The following is a 20,761-nucleotide window of genomic DNA, read 5'->3' as shown; positions in this document are numbered from 1 at the left end:
AATGTGCACCGCACCCTCGCCGACGCCCCGATCATGATCCTCAACGGCCCCAATCTGAACCTTCTCGGACAGCGCCAGCCGGAGATCTACGGCTCCGACACGCTCGCGGACGTCGAGGCGCTGTGTGTGAAGGCGGCGGCCGCCTACGGCGGCACGGTGGACTTCCGGCAGTCCAACTACGAGGGCGAGCTGGTGGAGTGGATCCACGAGGCGCGCCTGAACCACGCCGGGCTCGTGATCAACCCGGCCGCCTACTCGCACACCTCCGTCGCGATCCTCGATGCCCTCAACACCTGTGACGGACTGCCGGTGGTGGAGGTCCACATCTCCAACATCCACCAGCGTGAGCAGTTCCGGCACCACTCCTATGTGTCCCTGAGGGCCGACGGGGTCATCGCCGGGTGCGGGGTGCAGGGGTACGCGTTCGCGGTGGAGCGGGTCGCGACGCTCGCGGGGGCGGGGCGGACGGAGGCGTGACCTCCGGGGAGTAGCCCCTGCCTCAGAGCCGCCCCGCCTCCACGATCCGGTGCAGGAAGCGCCGCGTGCGCTCCTGCTGCGGATCGCCGAAGACCTGCTCGGCCGTACCGCGCTCCAGGACCACGCCGCCTTCCAGGAAGCAGACCTGGTCCGCGACCTCGTGGGCGAAGCCCATCTCGTGGGTGGCGAGCACCATGGTCATGCCGTCGTCCTTCAGGTCCCGGACGACACTGAGGACCTCGCCCACGAGTTCCGGGTCGAGGGCCGCGGTGATCTCGTCCAGGAGCAGCAGCCGGGGGCGTACGGCCAGCGCCCGCACGATCGCGACGCGCTGCTGCTGGCCGCCGCTGAGCCGGTCCGGGAACTCGGTCGCCTTGGCAGCGAGTCCGAGCCGCTCCAGCAGCTCGCGGGCGTGCTCCTCGGCCGCCGCCCGGGCGACGCCGTGCACCCGGCGCGGGGCCAGCGTGATGTTCTCCAGGACGGTCATGTGCGGAAAGAGGTTGTACGCCTGGAAGACGACGCCGATCCGGCGCCGTACGGCGTCCTGGTCGACACGCGGGTCGGTGATCTCCTCGCCGTCAAGCCAGATGGCGCCGTCGTCGATCTCCTCCAGGAGGTTCGCGCAGCGCAGCAGCGTCGACTTGCCCGAGCCGGAAGCGCCGATCAGGGCCGTCACCGTGTGCGGGGCGACCTCCAGATCGACGTTCCGCAGAACGACCGAGTCGCCGAAGGTCTTGCGGACGGACTCGATGCGCAGCACGGGGGTGCCGCCCTGCGCACCGGATGCGGCATCGGACTTCTCGAGGATGTCGCTCACAGGTTCCCTCCCTGCGCCCGCCGCCGGTCCATCCGGGCGGTCACCCAGTCCGTGAAGCGGGTCATCGGGATGGTCAGCGCCACGAAGACAAGCCCCGCGACGATGTACGGCGTGTAGTTGAGACTCCGGCCCACGATGATGTCGGAGGCCCGGACGGCGTCCACCGCGCCGCCGATCGAGACCAGCCCGGTGTCCTTCTGGAGCGACACCAGATCGTTGAGCAGCGGCGGCACCTGGCGGCGTACTGCCTGGGGGAGCACCACGTGGCGCAGCGCCTGGCGGTTCGTCAGGCCGAGGGAGCGGGCCGCGGCGCGCTGCGAGGGGTGGACGGACTCGATGCCGGCTCGGAACACCTCGGCCACGTACGCCGAATACGTGAGCGTGAGCGCCGTCCCGCCGAGCAGTACCGGGTCGACGGTCACGCCCTGCAGCCGCAGCGCGGGCACGCCCAGGACCACGATCATCAGGTTGATGATCAGGGGCAGTCCGCGGAAGAAGTCCGTGTACGCGGCGGCCAGGGCGCGCAGCGGGAAGAACACCGGCCCGCGCAGGGTACGGGCGACGGCGATCAGCATGCCGAGGACGAGGACCGCGACGCCGCACACCAGCAGCAGACGCACGTTGAGCCACAGCCCGTCGAGGACCTTCGGGAGCGCCTCGCGCGCGTAGTGCGCGTTGAAGAACGTCTCCTTGGTGCGCGGCCAGCCGGGCGCGTTGACGACGATCAGGTAGACGACGGCCGCGGTGACGAGCGTCGACAGTGCCGCGATCGCGGTGGCGCGCCGGGCGCGTGCGCGCTTGTGGCGCTCGCGCTGGATCCGCCGCTGCGAGGGGACGTACGTGTCGTCCCCGCCGGGCGCAACCCCCGTGCCCGGCATACCGGCTTCGCCGGAGTCCTCTCCCGATTCCTCCTCGAGGACGGTCACTTGAGCACCGGAGCGTCGACGGCGTCGGACACCCACTGCTTCTCCAGCTTCGCCAGGGTGCCGTCCTTGCGCAGGGCGTCCACCGCGGAGGTCACGCACGGGGTGAGCGCGCTGCCCTTGTCGAGGACGAGCCCGAACTGCTCGGGCGTCCCGCCCCGGTTCTCGAACTGGCCGACGATCTTCGCGTCGGTCACCTCGGCCGCGGTGATGTAGAACGCGGTGGGCAGGTCGGTGACGATGGCGTCCACCTGACCGTTCTTCAGGGCCGACTTCGCCTGGTCGTTCTTGGCGTACGCGGCCGGCTGCTGCTTCGGCTTCACCACGTCGGTGATGTAGTCGAGGCTCGTGGTGCCGACCTGCGCACCCAGCTTGACGTCCTGCAGGTCCGCGATGCTCTTCGCCTTCGCGGCCTTGGAACCCTTCAGGGCGATGACGGCCTGGCGGACGTCGTAGTAACCGGAGGAGAAGTCCACGGCCTTCTTGCGCTCGGCACTGATCGACACCTGGTTGATGTCGAAGTCGAAGATCTTCTCCCCGGGCGCGAAGGCCTTGTTGAAGGGGACGGTCTGCCACACGACGGCGCTCTGGCCGTAGCCGAGCTGCTGGGCCACGGCGTAGGCGACGGCCGACTCGAAGCCCTTGCCGTTGGCCGGCTTGTCGTCCTTGAACCAGGGTTCGTAGGCGGGCTCGTCGGTCGCGATCGTCAGCTTTCCGGACGTCTTCGTCGCCAACTTGCCCTTCGCGCACGTCTGGGCGCCCGTCCCGGAGGCCTTGGGGGAAGCGTTCTGCTCCGGCTGCGGGGCGCAGCCCACGGCGAGGGCGAGCAGGGCGACGGTGGCGCTGGACGCGGCGCGGCGCAGGGCGCGTTGGGCGAGATGCATGGCGGGAGATTGGCAGCGCGACGCCCTGTTTGTCGAGGTCAGGTCAACAACTGTCCGCATGGTGGGAACGAGTGTTGCATTCCTGTGAACGCCGGGGCGGAACGCGGGCCGGGGCCGCCGGTCAGGGGCGGGGATCGGGGGACCGGCGGCCCGTCACCGCGCAGGAGCCGTCATCCTGTGCGGGGCTGCTTCCAGTGGACTGCACCACTGGGCGTGCCGGGAGCGCGCGCACGAGACCAGCGCGTGCGAACGGTTCACACGGGGCGCGTGCGCCCGGCTGTCACGCCGAGCGCACTCCGGCTGGGCCGTTCACCATCCGCGTGTGCCATGGCCGTTCACCATCCGCGCGCGTGCCACTCCGGCAGGTGCGGGCGCTCGTCGCCCAGCGTGGTGTCGTTTCCGTGCCCGGGGTATACCCAGGTCTCGTCCGGCAGCACGTCGAAGATCTTCGTCTCGACATCGTGGATCAGGCTGGCGAAGGCCTTCGGGTCCTTGTGCGTGTTGCCCACACCGCCCGGGAAGAGGCAGTCCCCGGTGAACACATGCGGGTGGCCGTGTGGGTCGTCGTAGACGAGGACGATCGAGCCGGGCGTGTGGCCCACCAGGTGGCGCGCGGTGAGTTCCACGTGCCCCACCCGGATCGTGTCGCCGTCGTCCACCAGGGCGTCCGTCGGCACGGGAATGCCCTCGGCGTCGTCCCGGCCCGCGTAGGTGCGCGCACCCGTGGCCGCCACGACCTCGGCGAGCGCCTGCCAGTGGTCGGCGTGCCGGTGGGTGGTGACGACGGACGCGATGCCGTCGTCACCGATCATGCCGAGGAGCGTCCTGGCGTCGTTGGCCGCGTCGATCAGCAGCTGCTCGTCGGTGGCGCGGCAGCGCAGCAGATAGGCGTTGTTGTCCATCGGGCCGACCGCGATCTTGGTGATCATCAGGTCCTTCAGCTCGTGCACGTCCGCCGGGCCGCCGACCGTCACCTGTCCGCTGTACGTCATGTCCGCAGCCTATAGCGGCGAAGGGCCGCGGTGGCCGTCCGAGACCTACAGCGGCGGAAGCGTCGGCAGTGGTCCTCCCTCGGCTGTGAGGCAGGCTCCGTCGCGGCGGCCGGAGAGCCAGCCGAGCAGGTCGGGTGCGGGGCCCCGGACGGTGACCTCGGGATCGGCCGCCTCGCGGCCCGTGCTCCACGCGCGCGTGCCGTCCGTGACGCGCGTCGGCGGCACATCGGGGTGTCCGATGAACCGCTCCGCGAGGAAGTCGATCTCCCGCTCGACGAACTCAGCCGGCAGATCCTCCAGCTCGTACCCGATCCCGAGATCGACATGGTGCAGTTCCACCTCGACCCAGCGCCTGAACGGCACCCGGGCCGCCTTGTCGGTGACCCCGTTGCGCAGCTCCACAGTGCGCGACCAGTCCGCGGGCGCGGCTCCCGCCTCCTGGAAGCGGGCCTCGCTCTCGCGCAGGTCGGCGAGCTGGACGTCCAGGGGCCGTGGAGCGTCCCGTTCGATGTCGGCGTCCCGGGATTCGGCCGAGGCGTACATGGGACGCCCCTGCAGCGCGTTCACGAGGGCGTCCGCATTGCGGGCGAGGTGGGCGAGGACATGGCCGCGGCTCCAGCCGGGCAGCCGTGACGGTTCGGCCACAGCGGCGTTGTCCAGCTTGGTGGCTGCGGTGAGCAGTCGCTCGGTCGCATCCCGTACAGATGCCAGGTCGCGCGCGTGATCCATCATGACGCCGACCCTAGCCCTGCCACTCCTTCGGGTGAAGGAGGCGGACCCGACCCGTAAATCGAATGGACGTGCTATATGGTCGAGTCCGGCGTCGGGCATGCTGGATGGCCGGGGATTGTTGTGAACCCTGGAATCCGACCGGCGTTGTCAGTGGCTCCCCCTAGTCTGGGAAAGCGGGGGCCTCGCCCCTGTCGCTTCTCTCAAGAAAGGTGCGGACCGGCGTGGCCGACCGTCTCATCGTCCGTGGAGCGCGCGAGCACAACCTGAAGAATGTCTCGCTCGACCTGCCACGCGACGCGCTCATCGTCTTCACGGGCCTGTCGGGGTCGGGCAAGTCCTCGCTGGCCTTCGACACGATCTTCGCCGAGGGGCAGCGCCGTTACGTGGAGTCGCTGTCCTCGTACGCCCGGCAGTTCCTCGGGCAGATGGACAAGCCGGACGTCGACTTCATCGAGGGCCTGTCGCCGGCCGTCTCGATCGACCAGAAGTCGACCTCGCGCAACCCCCGCTCGACGGTCGGCACGATCACCGAGGTCTACGACTACCTGCGTCTGCTGTTCGCGCGCATCGGCAAGCCGCACTGCCCCGAGTGCGGACGCCCGATCTCGCGCCAGTCCCCGCAGGCCATCGTCGACAAAGTCCTGGAGCTGCCGGAGGGGAGCCGCTTCCAGGTGCTCTCGCCGCTGGTGCGGGAGCGCAAGGGTGAGTTCGTCGACCTCTTCGCCGATCTCCAGACCAAGGGCTACAGCCGCGCCCGGGTGGACGGCGAGACGGTCCAGCTGTCCCACCCGCCCACGCTGAAGAAGCAGGAGAAGCACACCATTGGGGTGGTCGTCGACCGCCTCACCGTCAAGGACTCCGCCAAGCGCCGCCTCACCGACTCCGTGGAGACCGCGCTCGGCCTGTCCGGCGGCATGGTCGTGCTCGACTTCGTCGACCTCCCCGAGGACGACCCCGAGCGCGAGCGCATGTACTCGGAGCACCTCTACTGCCCGTACGACGACCTGTCCTTCGAGGAGCTGGAACCCCGTTCCTTCTCCTTCAACTCGCCCTTCGGCGCCTGCCCCGAGTGCACCGGCATCGGCACGCGCATGGAGGTCGACCCCGAGCTGATCGTCCCCGACGAGGAGAAGACCCTCGACGAGGGCGCCATCCACCCCTGGTCGCACGGGCATACCAAGGACTACTTCGGCCGCCTCATCGGCGCCCTCGCGGACGCGCTGGGCTTCCGGACGGACATCCCCTTCGCGGGCCTGCCGCAGCGCGCCAAGAAGGCCCTGCTCTACGGCCACAAGACGCAGATCGAGGTCCGCTACCGCAACCGGTACGGGCGCGAACGCGTGTACACCACGCCCTTCGAGGGTGCGGTGCCCTTCGTACGGCGCCGGCACAGCGAGGCCGAGAGCGACGCGAGCCGTGAGCGGTTCGAGGGGTACATGCGCGAGGTGCCCTGCCCCAGCTGTCAGGGCACCCGTCTGAAGCCGGTCGTCCTCGCCGTCACGATCATGGACAAGTCGATCGCCGAGGTCTCCGCGATGTCGATCAGCGACTGCGCGGACTTCCTGCGCGAGCTGAAGCTCGACGCCCGGGACAAGAAGATCGCCGAGCGGGTCCTGAAGGAGGTCAACGAGCGGCTGCGGTTCCTGGTCGACGTCGGCCTGGACTACCTGTCGCTGAACCGCGCGGCCGGCACCCTCTCCGGCGGCGAGGCCCAGCGCATCCGTCTGGCCACCCAGATCGGCTCCGGCCTCGTCGGCGTGCTGTACGTGCTCGACGAGCCGTCCATCGGCCTGCACCAGCGCGACAACCACCGGCTGATCGAGACCCTGGTCCGGCTGCGCGACATGGGCAACACCCTCATCGTCGTGGAGCACGACGAGGACACCATCAAGACCGCCGACTGGGTCGTCGACATCGGCCCCGGCGCTGGCGAGCACGGCGGCAAGGTCGTGCACAGCGGCTCCCTGAAGGAGCTGCTCGCCAACGAGGAGTCGCAGACCGGCCAGTACCTGTCGGGCAAGAAGGCGATCCCGCTCCCGGACATCCGGCGTCCCCGCGACCCCTCGCGGCAGCTGACGGTGCACGGCGCCCGGGAGAACAACCTCCAGGACATCGACGTGTCCTTCCCGCTGGGCGTGTTCACCGCGGTCACGGGTGTGTCCGGCTCCGGCAAGTCGACGCTGGTCAACGACATCCTGTACACGCACCTGGCCCGTGAGCTGAACGGCGCGCGGAACGTCCCCGGGCGGCACACGCGCGTGGACGGCGACGACCTCGTCGACAAGGTCGTGCACGTCGACCAGTCGCCCATCGGCCGCACCCCGCGCTCGAACCCGGCGACGTACACCGGTGTCTTCGACCACATCCGCAAGCTGTTCGCGGAGACCACCGAGGCGAAGGTCCGCGGCTACCAGCCCGGCCGCTTCTCCTTCAACGTCAAGGGCGGCCGCTGCGAGAACTGCGCGGGCGACGGCACCATCAAGATCGAGATGAACTTCCTCCCGGACGTCTACGTCCCGTGCGAGGTCTGCCACGGCGCCCGCTACAACCGGGAGACCCTGGAGGTCCACTACAAGGGCAAGTCCATCGCCGACGTCCTGAACATGCCGATCGAGGAAGCCATGAACTTCTTCGAGGCGGTCCCGGCGATCTCCCGTCACCTCAGGACGCTGAACGACGTCGGCCTCGGCTACGTCCGGCTCGGCCAGTCCGCGACGACCCTGTCCGGCGGTGAGGCCCAGCGCGTGAAACTGGCCAGCGAGCTGCAGAAGCGGTCCACCGGACGCACCGTCTACGTTCTGGACGAGCCGACCACCGGCCTGCACTTCGAGGACATCAGCAAGCTGCTCAAGGTGCTCTGCGGCCTGGTCGACAAGGGCAACACGGTCATCGTCATCGAGCACAACCTCGACGTCATCAAGACCGCCGACTGGGTCGTCGACATGGGTCCCGAGGGCGGCGCGGGCGGCGGCCTGGTCGTGGCCGAGGGCACGCCGGAGGAGGTCGCCGGCATCCCGGCCAGCCACACCGGCAAGTTCCTGCGCGAGATCCTCAGCGCCGAGCGCATCAGCGACGCCGCCTCGGTGAAGGCACCGCGCAGGAGCGCGGCCAAGAAAGCGGTCGCCGCGGGCTCGACGGCGAGGAAGACGGCGACGGCCAGGGCCGTGACGACCGCCAACAACACGGCGACCAAGAAGGCCGCCACCACCACGAAGAAGGCGGCACCCGCGAAGAAGACCACGCGGGCACGCAAGGCCTGACAGACACCGAACGTGCGGCGCCCCGCGGGAACTCCCCGCGGGGCGCCGCACGTAGTACAGCCGACCGCCCTGCCCCTGCGGCTTCACGAACCGCAGGTACGGCCGACTCGACGCCGAGAGCTAAGCGCCCGCGAGTTCGGAGGCGTAGGGCGGTTCCGCGCCGGCCCGGGAGCAGGTGATCGCCGCGGCGCGGGCCGCGAAGCCCAGCAGTTCCGTCCAGCCGTCGGCGCCCAGGCTCGCCATGGCGGCGGGGGAGAGGGCGTCGTGGGCGGCCAGGCCGTGCAGCAGGGCCGCGTTGACGGTGTCGCCGGCGCCGATCGTGTCCACGACGTCGACCCGCACCCCCGGCACGGAGTACTCCGCCCCGTCCCCGGTGTACGCCGTGATCCCGTCGCCGCCATGGGTGATCACCACGGCGGCGGGGCCGGAGGCCAGCCATTCCCGCGGGCTGCCGCCCAGCCACGCGGCGTCCTCCGCGGAGAGCTTGAGCAGCGAAACCGACGGCAGCCAACTCTTGAAACGGGCCCGATAGGCGTCGGGGTCCGGGATCAGGCCTGCGCGGATGTTCGGGTCGAGCGCAGTGAACACGCCCTGCGCCGCGGCGCTGCGCATCAGCTCCTCGTACGCGCTCGCCCCCGGTTCCAGGACCAGCGAGCAGGTACCGAACGACACGGCCCGCGTGCCCTCGGGAAGGCGCGCCGGTGCCGTGAAGAGCCGGTCGGCGGTGCCCTCCACGTAGAAGGAGTAGCTGGCCGAGCCGTGCTCGTCGATCGTGGCGGCCGCCAGCGTGGTCGGCTCGGTGCCGCGTTGTACGGCCGACACGTCCACGCCCGCCTGGCGCAGCCCGTCGAGCAGGGCCTCGCCGAAGGCGTCGTAGGAGGTACGGGAGCAGAAGGCGGTGGGGGAGCCCAGCCGGCCGAGCGCGACGGCGGTGTTGTAGGGGCCGCCGCCCAGCGCCGGCTGCAACGGTGCGAGCGCGCCCCGGCCCTGCGGGACCAGGTCGATGAGGGCCTCACCGGCGACGACGATCACGAGAGGGTTCCCTTCTGGGACGGGGTGTCGGGACAGCCGCACGACGTGCGGTGGACGAACGCACAGGGGAGCCGCACGGTGCGGGAGGGGCGGTCCGGCGCCTCGAGCCGGTCCAGGAGGAGCCGCACGGCCCTTGCGCCGATCTCCCGGCTGGGCTGGGAGACCGCGGTCAACCGGGGGGCGAACAGATCCGCCCAGGGGAAGTCGTCGAAGCAGGCGAGCGCCAGGTCGTCCGGTACGGACAGGCCCCGTGTGCGCAGGGTGCGCAGCGCTCCGATGGTCATCGCGTTGTTGGCGGTGACCAGGGCGGTGGGTGGGGCCGCGAGGGTCAGCAGGGCTGCGGTGGCGCGCTCCGCGCCCTCGGCCGCGGAGTCGCCGTGGACCACCAGCCGCTCGTCGTACGGCAGCCCGGCGGCCGCGAGGGCGTGCCGGTAACCGCTGATCCGCTCCGAGGTGGTGCTGAGGCCGGGCAGGCCCGCGACAAGGCCGATGCGCCGGTGGCCGAGCTGGACGAGGTGGGTGGCGAGGTGGGTCATGGGTTCGGCGTTCTCGGCACAGACCTGGTCGAAGCGGAAGGCCGCGGCCGAGGACTCGTCCGGCTCGGCGCCGTCGCCGGCCCCAGTGGCGTCCCCGGCCTCGGTGGCGGGCCCGGCAACCGAGTCCTCCTGGGCGCCGTCCCGGGTGGTCGCGTCCTGCCGGTGTGTGACCGTGGGGACGGGGACGCCGTCGACCAGCCGGTCCAGGAACACGGTCGGTACACCGTGCCGTCCCAGAAGGGCGAGGAGCCCGCGCGGGTCCGCCGAGGGGGCCACGATCAGGCCGTCGACGCGGCGCTCGTGCAGCAGCTGGACCACCTTGCGCTCGTGCTCCGGGTCGTCGTGCGGATCGGCGATGAGCAGGCTGTAGCCCTGTTCCAGGGCGGCGGCCTCCACGCCTTGGAGGATCTCCGTGAAGTACGGGTTGCTGATCGCCGACACGGCGAGCCCGATCGACCGGGTGCGCGAGGTCACCAGGGAACGGGCGAGGGTGTTCGGTGTGTAGCCAAGCTCGTCGATGGCGTCCAGCACGGCTTGGCGGGTGCGGGGCAGTACCGGGCGGGTGCCGTTCAGGACGTGCGAGACGGTCGCGACGGACACGCCCGCACTCCGTGCGACATCGGCCATGGTTGCCATCGGGTCCCCTCCTCGGCCGTCTTCGCTTCTCGGGCCGTCCGGCGGCGAACGTATCCCATTCGGCGGCCGACGTAAACGCTTGCGCAAGCGTTTACGTCCCCTCGGGCCGTGTGGGGGCTCCTCCTCCGGCTGTGGGCTCGTCGCCTCGACCCTGTGGCATGGCTGCCGCCCCGGCGCTGCCGGTCTCCGTGCGCAGGCCCTGCGCCCCGGCCGAAAGCGGAATGGTTGATGCCGCTATCGTCGGTGTGCCTGCGCCGCCCCGGCGGGGCCAACCCTGACCAGTGGAGGCGCCATGCCCACCCGTCCCTCCGCGACCCGTCGTACCGTCCTGCGCGGGGCGGCGCTCACCCCGGTCGCCGGACTCGGCCTCGCGGCCTGTTCGGCGGCCGGCGAGGGCGGAACGGCACCGGACGCGACCCCGACCGCACCGGTCGCTCTGGGCGCCGAGAGCGAGGTCCCCAAAGGCGGCGCGAAACTGTACCGGGACGAGAACGTGGTGGTGAGCCGCGCGGCGGACGGCTCCTTGAAGGCGTACAGTACGATCTGCACGCACGCCGGGTGCCCCATCAACAAACTCTCCGGGACGACGCTCGTCTGCCCCTGCCACGGGAGCGAGTTCGACGCCCTCACCGGCAAAGTGGTGCAGGCCCCGGCCACCGAGCCGCTGCACGAGCTGCCCGTCCAGATGAAGGACGGCAGGATCGTGGCGGGCCCGGCGGCCTGACCGCTCACCCGGCCCCGGTCACTCCCAGTCCCAGCCGATCCCCACGAGCCCGGACCGCACCCGCGGCTCCACCAGGTGCACCGCGTGGTGGAGCCCGCTCAGCCGCAGCTCCTGGCGGCCGCTGCGCGGGGCGGCCGCGGACTGCTGGGTGAACCGGTGACAGCGCGTCGGCAGCGCCGTCTCGTCGAAGCGCACCTGGAGCGCGTACTGCCCGCCCGGCACGCGGAACCCGCGGACGTGTTCGCAGGAGGTGCCCGCGGTGCCGTCCTCGAAGGCGTAGCGAAAGAGAAACGTATCGCCGGAGTGCAGCCGCGTGTCGAAGAGCAGCTCGGCGACCAGCAGGCCCGTGTCGTGGTGCCGGCGCACACGTCCCGTGCGGCAGTTCTCGAGGGCGTGCACCGCGACCCGCTCGGGGGCGCACCCCGGATCGCCGTGGTGGACAGCGATGTACCGGTCGACGCCGTCCCGGTGGGCGCGCACGATGTGGTGCGACTCCCGCGCCAGCAGTTCCCGGCGTGATCCTATGCGCACGCGGTCGTGGTGGCCGATGGCGAGCAGTCCGTCGTCGAGCGGCGCCTCCAGCTCGGCGAGGAGCTGTTCGAGGACGCCGGAGGCCTCCACCAGGGCTCGGTACGAACGGCCCGTGGGACGGTCGGGACCCGGCTGCTCGTCGGAGGTGGCGAGCAGCCGGATCAGGGACTCGTCCGGCAGCTGCAGGATCTCCTCCAGGGCACGCACCGCGCGCAGGGACTCGGGCCGCTGGGGGCGGCGCGCACCCTGCTGCCAGTAGCTCAGGCTCGTCACTCCGACCCTGACCCCGTGCCGCGACAGGTGGTGCTGCACGCGCTGCAGCGGCAGTCCTCGGGCAGCGATCGCGGCGCGCAGTGCGACGTGGAAGGGGCCGCCGCGCAGAGCCGCCTCCAACTCCGCCGGGACGACGTCCGCATGCTGTGTGCCGTGCCGCATACAGGGGGGCCTTTCTGTGAATGTGCGCGACGGCTGGTCAGACCGTGCGCAGGGTCGTGCCGGGGCGCCCGGGGCGTGTGAGGCTCGTTCACAAGCGAACCTCTCCGTTCGCGGCCCGAAGTTTCCCCGCATTGAAGCGTGTTGACCAGGCCGCGACAACACCTGATGCCGGCCTCTCGCCGGGCGGTGTCCGGAACGCGCCCGGTGGGACGGTTACGAAGCCCGGCTCATCGGACCGTGGGTGGCTGCTCGGCAGCGGAGGGTGCCCGACGTGCGACCGGCGTTCCCGGCGACCCGGGCGCCGCCCGCCGACGGCCGTGGGCAGCCCCCGCGGGCCGCGGGGCGGACCGTCGCCGGTGGGGTGCCGTCAGCCGGGACGTCCCGGTCGATCCGGCCTCTGGCGCACCCCGGCCGCTGTCCACAGGGGCGCCGCGCTGTCGGCCCCCGCCAGTAGGGTGTGAGACATGGCCGACCCCTCCAGCTACCGCCCCAAGCCAGGAGAGATCCCGGACTCTCCCGGGGTCTACAGGTTCCGTGACGAGCACCGCCGGGTGATCTACGTCGGAAAGGCGAAAAGCCTGCGTCAGCGCCTGGCGAACTACTTCCAGGACCTGGCGAACCTCCACCCGCGCACCCGCACCATGGTCACCACGGCCGCGTCCGTGGAGTGGACCGTGGTGTCCACGGAGGTGGAGGCCCTGCAGCTGGAGTACACCTGGATCAAGGAGTTCGACCCCCGGTTCAACGTCAAGTACCGCGACGACAAGAGCTACCCGTACCTCGCGGTGACGATGAACGAGGAGTTCCCGCGCGTGCAGGTGATGCGCGGCCAGAAGCGCAAGGGCGTGCGGTACTTCGGGCCGTACTCGCACGCCTGGGCGATCCGCGACACCGTGGACCTGCTGCTGCGCGTCTTTCCCGTACGCACCTGCTCGACCGGCGTCTTCAAGAACGCGGCCCGCACCGGCCGCCCCTGCCTGCTCGGCTACATCGGCAAGTGCTCCGCGCCCTGTGTGGGCCGGATCTCCCCCGAGGACCACGGCGAACTGGCCGAGGAGTTCTGCGACTTCATGGCGGGCCGCACGGGGACGTACCTCCGTCGTCTGGAGAAGCAGATGATGGAGGCGGCCGAGGAGATGGAGTACGAGCGGGCCGCCCGACTGCGCGACGACATAGAGGCCCTGAAGAAGGCCATGGAGAAGAACGCGGTCGTGCTCACGGACGCGACCGACGCCGACCTCATCGCGGTCGCCGAGGATGAACTCGAAGCAGCCGTGCAGATCTTCCACGTGCGCGGCGGACGCGTGCGCGGCCAGCGCGGCTGGGTCACCGACAAGGTCGAGGAGATCACCACCGGCGCCCTCGTCGAGCACGCCCTCCAGCAGCTCTACGGCGACGAGACGGGCGACTCGGTGCCCAAGGAGGTCCTCGTCCCGGCGCTGCCCGACCCGATAGAGCCCGTCCAGGACTGGCTCACCGGCCGCCGTGGGTCGAATGTGTCGCTGCGCATCCCGCAGCGCGGCGACAAGAAGGCGCTGATGGAGACCGTGCAGCGCAACGCCCAGCAGGCGCTCGCGCTGCACAAGACCAAGCGGGCCTCCGACCTGACCACCCGCTCGCGCGCCCTGGAGGAGATCGCCGGCGCCCTCGACCTGGACAGCGCCCCCCTGAGGATCGAGTGCTACGACATCTCGCACCTGCAGGGCGAGGACGTCGTGGCCTCCATGGTCGTCTTCGAGGACGGGCTGCAGCGCAAGAGCGAGTACCGCCGCTTCCAGATCAAGGGCTTCGCGGGGCAGGACGACGTCCGGTCCATGCACGAGGTGATCACCCGCCGCTTCCGGCGCTACCTGGCCGAGAAGGAGAAGACGGGGGAGTGGGCGGACGGCGAGGCGCTCACCGAGGACGACGGGCGGCCCAAGCGGTTCGCCTACCCGCCGCAGCTCGTCGTCGTCGACGGCGGGCAGCCGCAGGTCGCCGCGGCCCGGCGGGCCCTGGACGAGCTCGGCATCGACGACATCGCCGTGTGCGGCCTCGCCAAGCGGCTGGAGGAGGTGTGGCTGCCGGACGAGGAGGACCCGGTGGTCCTGCCCCGCACCAGCGAGGGTCTCTACATGCTCCAGCGGGTCCGGGACGAGGCCCACCGCTTCGCGATCACCTACCAGCGCAGCAAGCGGACCAAGCGCCTCAGGTCGAGCCCCCTGGACGACGTGCCGGGTCTCGGCGAGACCCGCAAGCAGGCGCTGATCAAGCACTTCGGCTCGGTGAAGAGACTGCGTTCCGCGACAGTCGACCAGATTCAGGAGGTTCCCGGCATCGGCCGCAAGACGGCCGAGACCATCGCCGTGACCCTCGCCCAGGCGGCCCCGGCCGCACCCGCCGTCAACACGGCGACTGGAGAGATCATGGAAGAGGAGGAACCCGTTACGACGGCGGGTTCCTCCGGGGAACCCGTGTCCACGGGCGCCCCGCACGAGCGACGGGGGCAGGAGACATGACCGAGCACGACCAGCACGCAGAAGAACGACCGGCGCTGAACCAGCCGGATCACCCGGATCCCAGGGAGTCGGGCGAGGACCAGGGGCGGCAGCAGGCCGCCCAGGACAACGGAGCACAGGTGAGTACGGGCAGTGAAACGGCCGGGATCCCCGAGGCGGCCATCCCCGAGCTGGTGATCATCTCCGGCATGTCCGGCGCCGGCCGTTCGACGGCCGCCAAGTGTCTGGAGGACCTCGGCTGGTTCGTCGTCGACAACCTGCCGCCCGCCCTGATCCCCACCATGGTGGAGCTGGGCGCCCGCTCCCAGGGCAACGTCGCCCGGATCGCGGTCGTCGTCGACGTCCGAGGCCGCCGTTTCTTCGACAACCTCCGCGAGTCCCTCGCGGACCTGGAGGCGAAGAACGTCACCCGGAGAATCGTCTTCCTGGAGTCCTCCGACGAGGCCCTGGTGCGCCGTTTCGAGTCCGTGCGCCGCCCGCACCCCCTCCAGGGCGACGGCCGCATCGTCGACGGCATCGCCGCCGAGCGCGAGCTGCTGCGCGAGCTGCGCGGCGACGCCGACCTCGTGATAGACACCTCCAGCCTGAACGTGCACGAGCTGCGCGCCAAGATGGACGCCCAGTTCGCCGGGGAGGAGGAGCCCGAGCTGAGGGCCACCGTCATGTCCTTCGGCTTCAAGTACGGCCTCCCGGTCGACGCCGACCTCGTCGCCGACATGCGCTTCCTGCCCAACCCGCACTGGGTACCGGAGCTGCGCCCCTACACCGGCCTCAACGAGGAGGTGGCCGCGTACGTCTTCAACCAGCCCGGCGCCAAGGAGTTCCTCGACCGCTACGCCGAGCTGCTGCGGCTGATCGCGGCCGGGTACCGCCGCGAGGGCAAGCGCTACGTGACCATCGCCATCGGCTGCACCGGCGGCAAGCACCGCTCCGTCGCCATGTCGGAGAAGCTGGCCGCCCGACTGGCCGCCGAGGGAGTGGAGACCGTGGTCGTGCACCGGGACATGGGGCGCGAGTGACCGGACGTACTCTGCGGCTGAGCAGGCTGCGCCGAGTGGTGCCCGAGGGCCGTGGCGGCCGGGCGCGCCGCCGTGGCGCCCAGCCCAAGGTGGTCGCCCTCGGCGGCGGCATGGGTCTGTCCGCCTCGCTCGCCGCGCTGCGCCGGATCACCGGCGACCTCACCGCCGTCGTCACCGTCGCCGACGACGGCGGCTCCAGCGGGCGTCTGCGCGACGAGCTGGGCGTGCTCCCGCCCGGGGACCTGCGCAAGGCGCTGGCCGCGCTGTGCGGCGACGACGACTGGGGCCAGACCTGGGCCCGCGTCATCCAGCACCGCTTCCAGTCCAAGGGCGACCTGCACGACCACGCGGTCGGCAACCTGCTGATCGTGGCCCTGTGGGAGCAGCTCGGCGACCACGTCCAGGCCCTGGACCTGGTCGGCAGGCTGCTGGGTGCCCATGGCCGGGTGCTCCCCATGTCCGCCGTGCCACTGGAACTCCAGGCGCTGGTCAAGGGCCACGACCCGGAGCGCCCGGACGAGATCGACACCGTACGGGGACAGGCGACCGTCGCGCTCACCCCGGGCGAGGTGCAGTCCGTGCACCTGGTGCCGAACGACCCGCCCGCCGTCCCGGAGGCCGTAGAAGCGGTCCTGGACGCCGACTGGGTGGTGCTCGGGCCCGGGTCCTGGTTCTCCTCGGTGATCCCGCATCTGCTCGTGCCCGAACTCCTGGACGCCCTCGTCGAGACGAAGGCGCGCCGGATCCTCTCCCTGAACCTCGCCCCGCAGCCCGGAGAGACTGACGGCTTCTCCCCGCAGCGTCATTTGGAGGTTTTGGGACGACACGCCCCTAAACTCGCCCTGGATGTGGTGTTGGCCGACCAGGCCGCCGTGCTCGACCGCGCCTTGCTGACCGAGGCCGCCCAGCGGTTCGGTGCCGCGGTCGAGCTGGCCCCGGTGGCCCGGACCGACGGAACCCCGCGGCACGACCCGGAGCTGTTGGCCGCCGCGTACGACCGTATTTTTCGGATGCATGGAAGGATCGGCCCATGGCGATGACGGCAGCGGTGAAGGACGAAATCTCCCGGCTTCCCGTCACCCGGACCTGCTGCAGGAAAGCGGAGGTCTCGGCGATCCTGCGGTTCGCGGGCGGACTCCACCTGGTCAGCGGCCGCATCGTGATCGAGGCGGAGCTGGACACGGCGATGGCGGCCCGACGGCTGAAGCGGGACATCCTGGAGATCTTCGGTCACAGCTCCGAGCTGATCGTGATGGCGCCCGGCGGTCTGCGCCGCGGCTCCCGCTACGTGGTGCGGGTGGTGGCGGGCGGTGACCAGCTGGCCCGCCAGACCGGCCTCGTGGACGGCCGGGGCCGCCCGATCCGCGGCCTGCCCCCGCAGGTGGTCTCCGGGGCCACGTGTGACGCGGAGGCGGCCTGGCGCGGCGCGTTTCTGGCGCACGGCTCGCTGACGGAGCCCGGCCGCTCGTCGTCCCTGGAGGTCACCTGCCCCGGCCCCGAGGCCGCGCTCGCCCTGGTGGGTGCCGCCCGGCGGCTGTCGATCGCCGCGAAGGCCCGCGAGGTGCGCGGCGTGGACCGCGTGGTCGTACGGGACGGCGACGCGATCGGCGCCCTGCTGACCCGCCTCGGCGCGCACGAGTCGGTGCTGGCCTGGGAGGAGCGGCGGATGCGTCGCGAGGTCCGCGCCACGGCCAACCGCCTCGCCAACTTCGACGACGCCAACCTGCGCCGCTCGGCCCGCGCCGCGGTCGCCGCCGGCGCACGGGTGGCGCGCGCCCTGGAGATCCTCGGCGACGAGGTCCCCGAGCACCTCGCGGCCGCGGGCCGGCTGCGCATGGAGCACAAGCAGGCATCGCTGGAGGAGCTGGGCGCCCTCGCCGACCCCCCGCTGACCAAGGACGCGGTCGCGGGCCGTATCCGCCGGCTGCTGGCGATGGCCGACAAGCGCGCCTCGGACCTCGGCATCCCGGGCACGGAGTCCAATCTCACGGAGGAGATGGCGGACAACATGGTGGGGTGACCCGGTAAGCCGCAACAGGCCGGTGGCGACGCCCACTTGAGGCGTCGCCACCGGCTTTTGGCCGTCCTTGAGGCGCCCTTGACTCGATCATGGATTGTCATGAGCCTGGCACCTGATTCGCCGCTGTGGCGAACCATCGCTAGGGGGATCCATGAGACACAGAGCGAGATCGATCCTCGCTGTCGGCACACTCCTGCTCGGTGCAGCGGGCCTCGCACCCATCGCCCAGGCACAGAGCGGGACGTCCTCCACACCGGACCCGGACGAGGTCAGAGTCTTCCGCGCCGAGGTCACCGAGAAGCAGATACCCCTGCTGCTGGAGGCGGGCCAGGACGGCCACGAACTCGGCGAACAGGTGACTGGCAGCCGCCGGAGCACCGTCGAGGTCTACCTCACCGGGAAGCAGGCCGGGAAACTCAGGAAGCAGGGCGTCCGCCTCACCGAACACACACTGTCGGCCAAGGCCGAGACGCGCGTCGAGAACGCGGCCCAGGGCGTGTTCCGCCCGTACAGCGGCAGCGGCGGTCTGAAGGAAGAGATCGTGAGAACGGGCCAGGCCCACCCCGGTCTCACCAAGGTCGTCTCCCTCGGCAGGACGATCAACGGCCAGGACATTCTCGCGCTCAAACTGACCAGGAACGCGAGGAGGTCCAGGGACGGTTCCAAGCCCTCCGTGCTGTACATGTCCAACCAGCACGCACGCGAGTGGATCACTCCGGAGATGACCCGCCGGCTGATGCACTACTACCTGGACCACTACGCCACGGACAAGCGCATCAAGAAGATCGTCGACTCCACCGAACTGTGGTTCGTCCTCTCGGCCAACCCGGACGGCTACGACTACACGTTCAAGGGCCCGGACACCCGTCTGTGGCGCAAGAACCTGCGGGACGTCAACGGCGACGGCGTGATCGGCGTCGGCGACGGAGTCGACCTCAACCGCAACTTCGCCTACAAGTGGGGCTACGACGACGAGGGTTCGTCCCCCCTGCCCACCAGCGAGACCTACCGCGGCGCGAGCCCCGAGTCCGAGCCCGAGACCCGGGCGCTCGACAGCTTCGAGAAGCGCATCGGATTCAGGTACGGCATCAACTACCACTCCGCCGCCGAACTGCTTCTCTACGGCGTCGGCTGGCAGGTGGCGACCCCGACCCCCGACGACGTTCTCTACAAGGCGCTGGCCGGCACCCCGGACAAGCCCGCGATCCCCGGCTACCGCTCGCAGGTGTCCTCGGAGCTGTACACCACCAACGGCGAGGCGGACGGCCACGCGTCGAACGTCAACGGCATGGCGATGTTCACCCCCGAGATGTCCACCTGCCAGACCGCGTCAGGCATCGACCCGAACGACGCGTGGAACGCCGCCGACTGCGAGTCCGTCTTCAACTTCCCCGACGACGAGAATCTGATCCAGCAGGAGTTCCAGAAGAACATCCCGTTCGCGCTCTCCGTCGCCGAGACCGCCTCCCACCCGGATCGGCCGTCCTCCTCGGTCGGCATCGACGCACCCGACTTCACCCCGGCGGCGTTCTCCACCTCCTACGCGCGCGGCGCCGACCAGGAGGTCTCCGTCGTCGTACGCAAGTCCGTACGCGACAAGGAGCTGAAGTACCGCGTCAACGGCGGCCGCGTCGAGAGCCGGGCGCTCAGGCCCTGGAAGGGCGGGGAGACCTACGGCGGTGACGACAACCTCTACTTCGACGAGTACCGGGCCAAGGTCCGAGGCGGCGACCCGGGCGACAAGGTCGAGGTCTGGTTCACCGGCGAGACCCGCGGCGGGCGGAAGACGGCCGGCAAGCACTTCACCTACACCGTGGCCGAGCGGCCCAAGGCGGACGTCCTCGTCGTCGCCGAGGAGGGCGTCAAGGCCACCCAGGCCCAGACTTACGTCGACGCCCTGAAGGCAGCGGGCCGCAAGGCGATCGTCTGGGACGTCGCCACCCAGGGCGCGCCCGACGTGCTCGGGGTGCTCCACCACTTCAAGGCGGTCGTCCACTACACGGGCGCGAGTGTCCCGGGCAACGCCACCCAGCTCCAGCTGCGCGCCTACCTCAACGAGGGCGGCAAGCTGATCGAGGCGGGGGAGCAGGCGGGCGGTACCGTCGACCTCGGCGACGGCAACCTCTCGGACGACTTCAGCCAGTACTACCTCGGCGCCTACTCGCGTACGCCGGCGCCGGGGGTCACCGGATTCGCCGGCTCCGGCAAGCTCGGCGGCATCACCGCAGGCCTCGGCGACGCGCCCGGCAACCCGCTGGACAAGGCCGGGGCGTACGGCGTCACCTCCGAGGAACTGCCCGCGGACAAGCACCCCCAGTTCGCCAGTGCGGGGGCGGGCCTGTTCACCGGGGCGGCCAACCCGTACCAGCCCTACGCGGGCTCGTACATGGCCGCGGCCGCCCACACCGACAACGCCTACAAGCGGCTCACCCGCACCGTCGACCTCACCAAGGTGAGCGCGGGCGACACACCCACCCTGCGGACCCGGCTGCTGTGGGACACCGAACCGGGCTACGACCACGCCCTGGTCGAGGTCCACACCGTCGGGGCGGACGACTGGACCACGCTGCCGGAGGCCGGCGGCGCCACGAGCGACGCCGTGCCGGCGGACTGCGAGGCCGGGTTCCTGGTGGGCGAGCACCCCTGGCTCAAGCACTATCTGACCGTGGCGTCGGGCGGCTGTAGCGCGAAAGGCACCACCGGCGCGTGGCACAGCCTGACCGGCGCGTCCAACGGCTGGCAACAGGTCAGCTTCGACCTGAGCGCGTACGCCGGGAAGACGGTCGAGGTCTCGCTGAGCTACCTCACCGACCCGGGCACCGGCGGCCACGGCGTCCTCGCCGACGAGGCCTCGCTCGTCGTCGGCGGCACGGCCGTCGAGACGGAGGGCTTCGAGACGTCCCTCGGAGCCTGGCACGTGGCGGGACCGCCCGCCGGCAGCCCGGCCGTCCTCAAGGACTGGGCGCGCACCGGAACCCTGTTCAGCACCTACGGAGCGGTCACCACGGACCGCACGGTGCTGCTCGGCTTCGGCCTGGAGCACCTGACCTCCGCGGCCGGCCGGACGGCCCTGATCGGCAAGGCACTCAACGCGCTCGGCCTCTGACGGCAGGTAGTCAACGGCAGTTGGTCCCATGTCGCCGGAACGAGTGGCGGGGCCTTCGTGCCCGGGCGGTCCGTACCCCTACTGGCGGGTACGGGCCGCCCTGCCGCGTATGAGGCATCTCGATGTCACCACGGCAGCT

The 20,761-nt window shown here is 70.8% G+C and carries 16 protein-coding genes; 8 read left to right on the top strand and 8 right to left on the bottom strand.

All coding sequences use genetic code 11. The annotated features are described in order from the left end of the window. Nucleotides 1-3: 3 nt before the first annotated feature. Complete coding sequence (gene aroQ, locus AB0N14_RS23805; protein WP_366027718.1) at nt 4-477, top strand: type II 3-dehydroquinate dehydratase; 474 nt, start codon at nt 4-6, stop codon at nt 475-477. Between the two features lie 22 nt (nt 478-499). Here aroQ and AB0N14_RS23800 read toward each other — a convergent pair whose 3' ends face one another. The 5 genes from AB0N14_RS23800 to AB0N14_RS23780 form a co-directional block, all read right to left on the bottom strand. Then, the gene (locus tag AB0N14_RS23800; protein WP_366027780.1) at nt 500-1,228 is read right to left on the bottom strand and encodes an amino acid ABC transporter ATP-binding protein; all 729 of its coding nucleotides are present in this window, start codon (nt 1,226-1,228) and stop codon (nt 500-502) included. Nucleotides 1,229-1,290: 62 nt separating this feature from the next. Beyond that, nucleotides 1,291-2,220: an amino acid ABC transporter permease gene (locus tag AB0N14_RS23795; RefSeq protein WP_366027717.1), complete on the bottom strand. Its 930-nt coding sequence runs from the start codon at nt 2,218-2,220 to the stop codon at nt 1,291-1,293. Beyond that, entirely contained in the window at nt 2,217-3,101 is an 885-nt protein-coding gene (locus AB0N14_RS23790; protein WP_366027716.1) for an ABC transporter substrate-binding protein, read from the bottom strand. Before AB0N14_RS23790 ends, AB0N14_RS23795 begins: the two co-directional genes overlap by 4 nt. A 335-nt stretch (nt 3,102-3,436) precedes the next feature. Further along, entirely contained in the window at nt 3,437-4,093 is a 657-nt protein-coding gene (locus AB0N14_RS23785; protein ID WP_366027715.1) for an MBL fold metallo-hydrolase, read from the bottom strand. A 45-nt stretch (nt 4,094-4,138) separates the two neighbouring features. Continuing rightward, nucleotides 4,139-4,825 carry a maleylpyruvate isomerase family mycothiol-dependent enzyme gene (locus AB0N14_RS23780; protein WP_366027714.1) on the bottom strand — a complete coding sequence of 229 codons (687 nt, stop codon included), beginning with the start codon at nt 4,823-4,825 and terminating at the stop codon, nt 4,139-4,141. A gap of 221 nt (nt 4,826-5,046) precedes the next feature. Between AB0N14_RS23780 and uvrA the strand changes: the two genes are divergently transcribed. Beyond that, complete coding sequence (gene uvrA / locus AB0N14_RS23775) at nt 5,047-8,085, top strand: excinuclease ABC subunit UvrA (protein WP_366027713.1); 3,039 nt, start codon at nt 5,047-5,049, stop codon at nt 8,083-8,085. A 120-nt stretch (nt 8,086-8,205) separates the two neighbouring features. On the opposite strand, the gene AB0N14_RS23770 is transcribed toward uvrA, so the two are convergent. Beyond that, on the bottom strand, nt 8,206-9,117 hold the full coding sequence (locus AB0N14_RS23770) for a carbohydrate kinase (protein WP_366027712.1): 912 nt from the start codon (nt 9,115-9,117) through the stop codon (nt 8,206-8,208). After that, nucleotides 9,114-10,289 carry a LacI family DNA-binding transcriptional regulator gene (locus tag AB0N14_RS23765; RefSeq protein ID WP_366027711.1) on the bottom strand — a complete coding sequence of 392 codons (1,176 nt, stop codon included), beginning with the start codon at nt 10,287-10,289 and terminating at the stop codon, nt 9,114-9,116. The genes AB0N14_RS23770 and AB0N14_RS23765 overlap by 4 nt, the downstream gene beginning before the upstream one ends. A 292-nt stretch (nt 10,290-10,581) precedes the next feature. Here AB0N14_RS23765 and AB0N14_RS23760 point away from each other — a divergent pair, with 292 nt between their 5' ends. Next, nucleotides 10,582-11,013 carry a Rieske 2Fe-2S domain-containing protein gene (locus tag AB0N14_RS23760; RefSeq protein WP_366027710.1) on the top strand — a complete coding sequence of 144 codons (432 nt, stop codon included), beginning with the start codon at nt 10,582-10,584 and terminating at the stop codon, nt 11,011-11,013. Nucleotides 11,014-11,031: 18 nt separating this feature from the next. Here AB0N14_RS23760 and AB0N14_RS23755 read toward each other — a convergent pair whose 3' ends face one another. After that, nucleotides 11,032-11,979, bottom strand: a complete 948-nt coding sequence (locus AB0N14_RS23755) for a hypothetical protein (RefSeq protein ID WP_366027709.1) — start codon at nt 11,977-11,979, stop codon at nt 11,032-11,034. A gap of 464 nt (nt 11,980-12,443) precedes the next feature. Here AB0N14_RS23755 and uvrC point away from each other — a divergent pair, with 464 nt between their 5' ends. From uvrC to AB0N14_RS23730, 5 genes are all read left to right on the top strand, one after another. Then, a complete protein-coding gene (gene uvrC / locus AB0N14_RS23750; protein WP_366027708.1) occupies nt 12,444-14,477 on the top strand; it encodes an excinuclease ABC subunit UvrC in 2,034 nt (677 codons plus the stop codon). Next, nucleotides 14,474-15,496 carry an RNase adapter RapZ gene (rapZ, locus tag AB0N14_RS23745; RefSeq protein ID WP_366027707.1) on the top strand — a complete coding sequence of 341 codons (1,023 nt, stop codon included), beginning with the start codon at nt 14,474-14,476 and terminating at the stop codon, nt 15,494-15,496. Before uvrC ends, rapZ begins: the two co-directional genes overlap by 4 nt. Continuing rightward, a complete protein-coding gene (yvcK, locus tag AB0N14_RS23740) occupies nt 15,493-16,536 on the top strand; it encodes a uridine diphosphate-N-acetylglucosamine-binding protein YvcK (RefSeq protein WP_366027706.1) in 1,044 nt (347 codons plus the stop codon). Before rapZ ends, yvcK begins: the two co-directional genes overlap by 4 nt. Then, nucleotides 16,527-17,516, top strand: a complete 990-nt coding sequence (gene whiA, locus AB0N14_RS23735; RefSeq protein ID WP_366027705.1) for a DNA-binding protein WhiA — start codon at nt 16,527-16,529, stop codon at nt 17,514-17,516. The genes yvcK and whiA overlap by 10 nt, the downstream gene beginning before the upstream one ends. 151 nt (nt 17,517-17,667) lie before the next feature. Beyond that, a complete protein-coding gene (locus AB0N14_RS23730) occupies nt 17,668-20,622 on the top strand; it encodes a M14 family zinc carboxypeptidase (RefSeq protein WP_366027704.1) in 2,955 nt (984 codons plus the stop codon). Nucleotides 20,623-20,761 lie beyond the last annotated feature (139 nt).

Origin of the sequence: Streptomyces sp. NPDC051104 (genome assembly GCF_040682835.1) — a bacterium.
Lineage (GTDB): Bacteria > Actinomycetota > Actinomycetes > Streptomycetales > Streptomycetaceae > Streptomyces > Streptomyces cynarae.
The sequence above is the reverse complement of the archived record's forward strand: the minus strand, read 5'-3'. Positions and strand labels throughout refer to the sequence as shown.

Bases quoted from the DNA above. Each gene is read 5' to 3' on its own strand.
- AB0N14_RS23790 (WP_366027716.1), bottom strand. From the start codon at position 3,101: ATGCATCTCGCCCAACGCGCCCTGCGCCGCGCCGCGTCCAGCGCCACC.
- AB0N14_RS23785 (WP_366027715.1), bottom strand. From the start codon at position 4,093: ATGACGTACAGCGGACAGGTGACGGTCGGCGGCCCGGCGGACGTGCAC.
- AB0N14_RS23780 (WP_366027714.1), bottom strand. From the start codon at position 4,825: ATGATGGATCACGCGCGCGACCTGGCATCTGTACGGGATGCGACCGAG.
- AB0N14_RS23765 (WP_366027711.1), bottom strand. From the start codon at position 10,289: ATGGCAACCATGGCCGATGTCGCACGGAGTGCGGGCGTGTCCGTCGCG.
- AB0N14_RS23760 (WP_366027710.1), top strand. From the start codon at position 10,582: ATGCCCACCCGTCCCTCCGCGACCCGTCGTACCGTCCTGCGCGGGGCG.
- AB0N14_RS23755 (WP_366027709.1), bottom strand. From the start codon at position 11,979: ATGCGGCACGGCACACAGCATGCGGACGTCGTCCCGGCGGAGTTGGAG.
- uvrC (WP_366027708.1), top strand. From the start codon at position 12,444: ATGGCCGACCCCTCCAGCTACCGCCCCAAGCCAGGAGAGATCCCGGAC.
- rapZ (WP_366027707.1), top strand. From the start codon at position 14,474: ATGACCGAGCACGACCAGCACGCAGAAGAACGACCGGCGCTGAACCAG.
- whiA (WP_366027705.1), top strand. From the start codon at position 16,527: ATGGCGATGACGGCAGCGGTGAAGGACGAAATCTCCCGGCTTCCCGTC.
- AB0N14_RS23730 (WP_366027704.1), top strand. From the start codon at position 17,668: ATGAGACACAGAGCGAGATCGATCCTCGCTGTCGGCACACTCCTGCTC.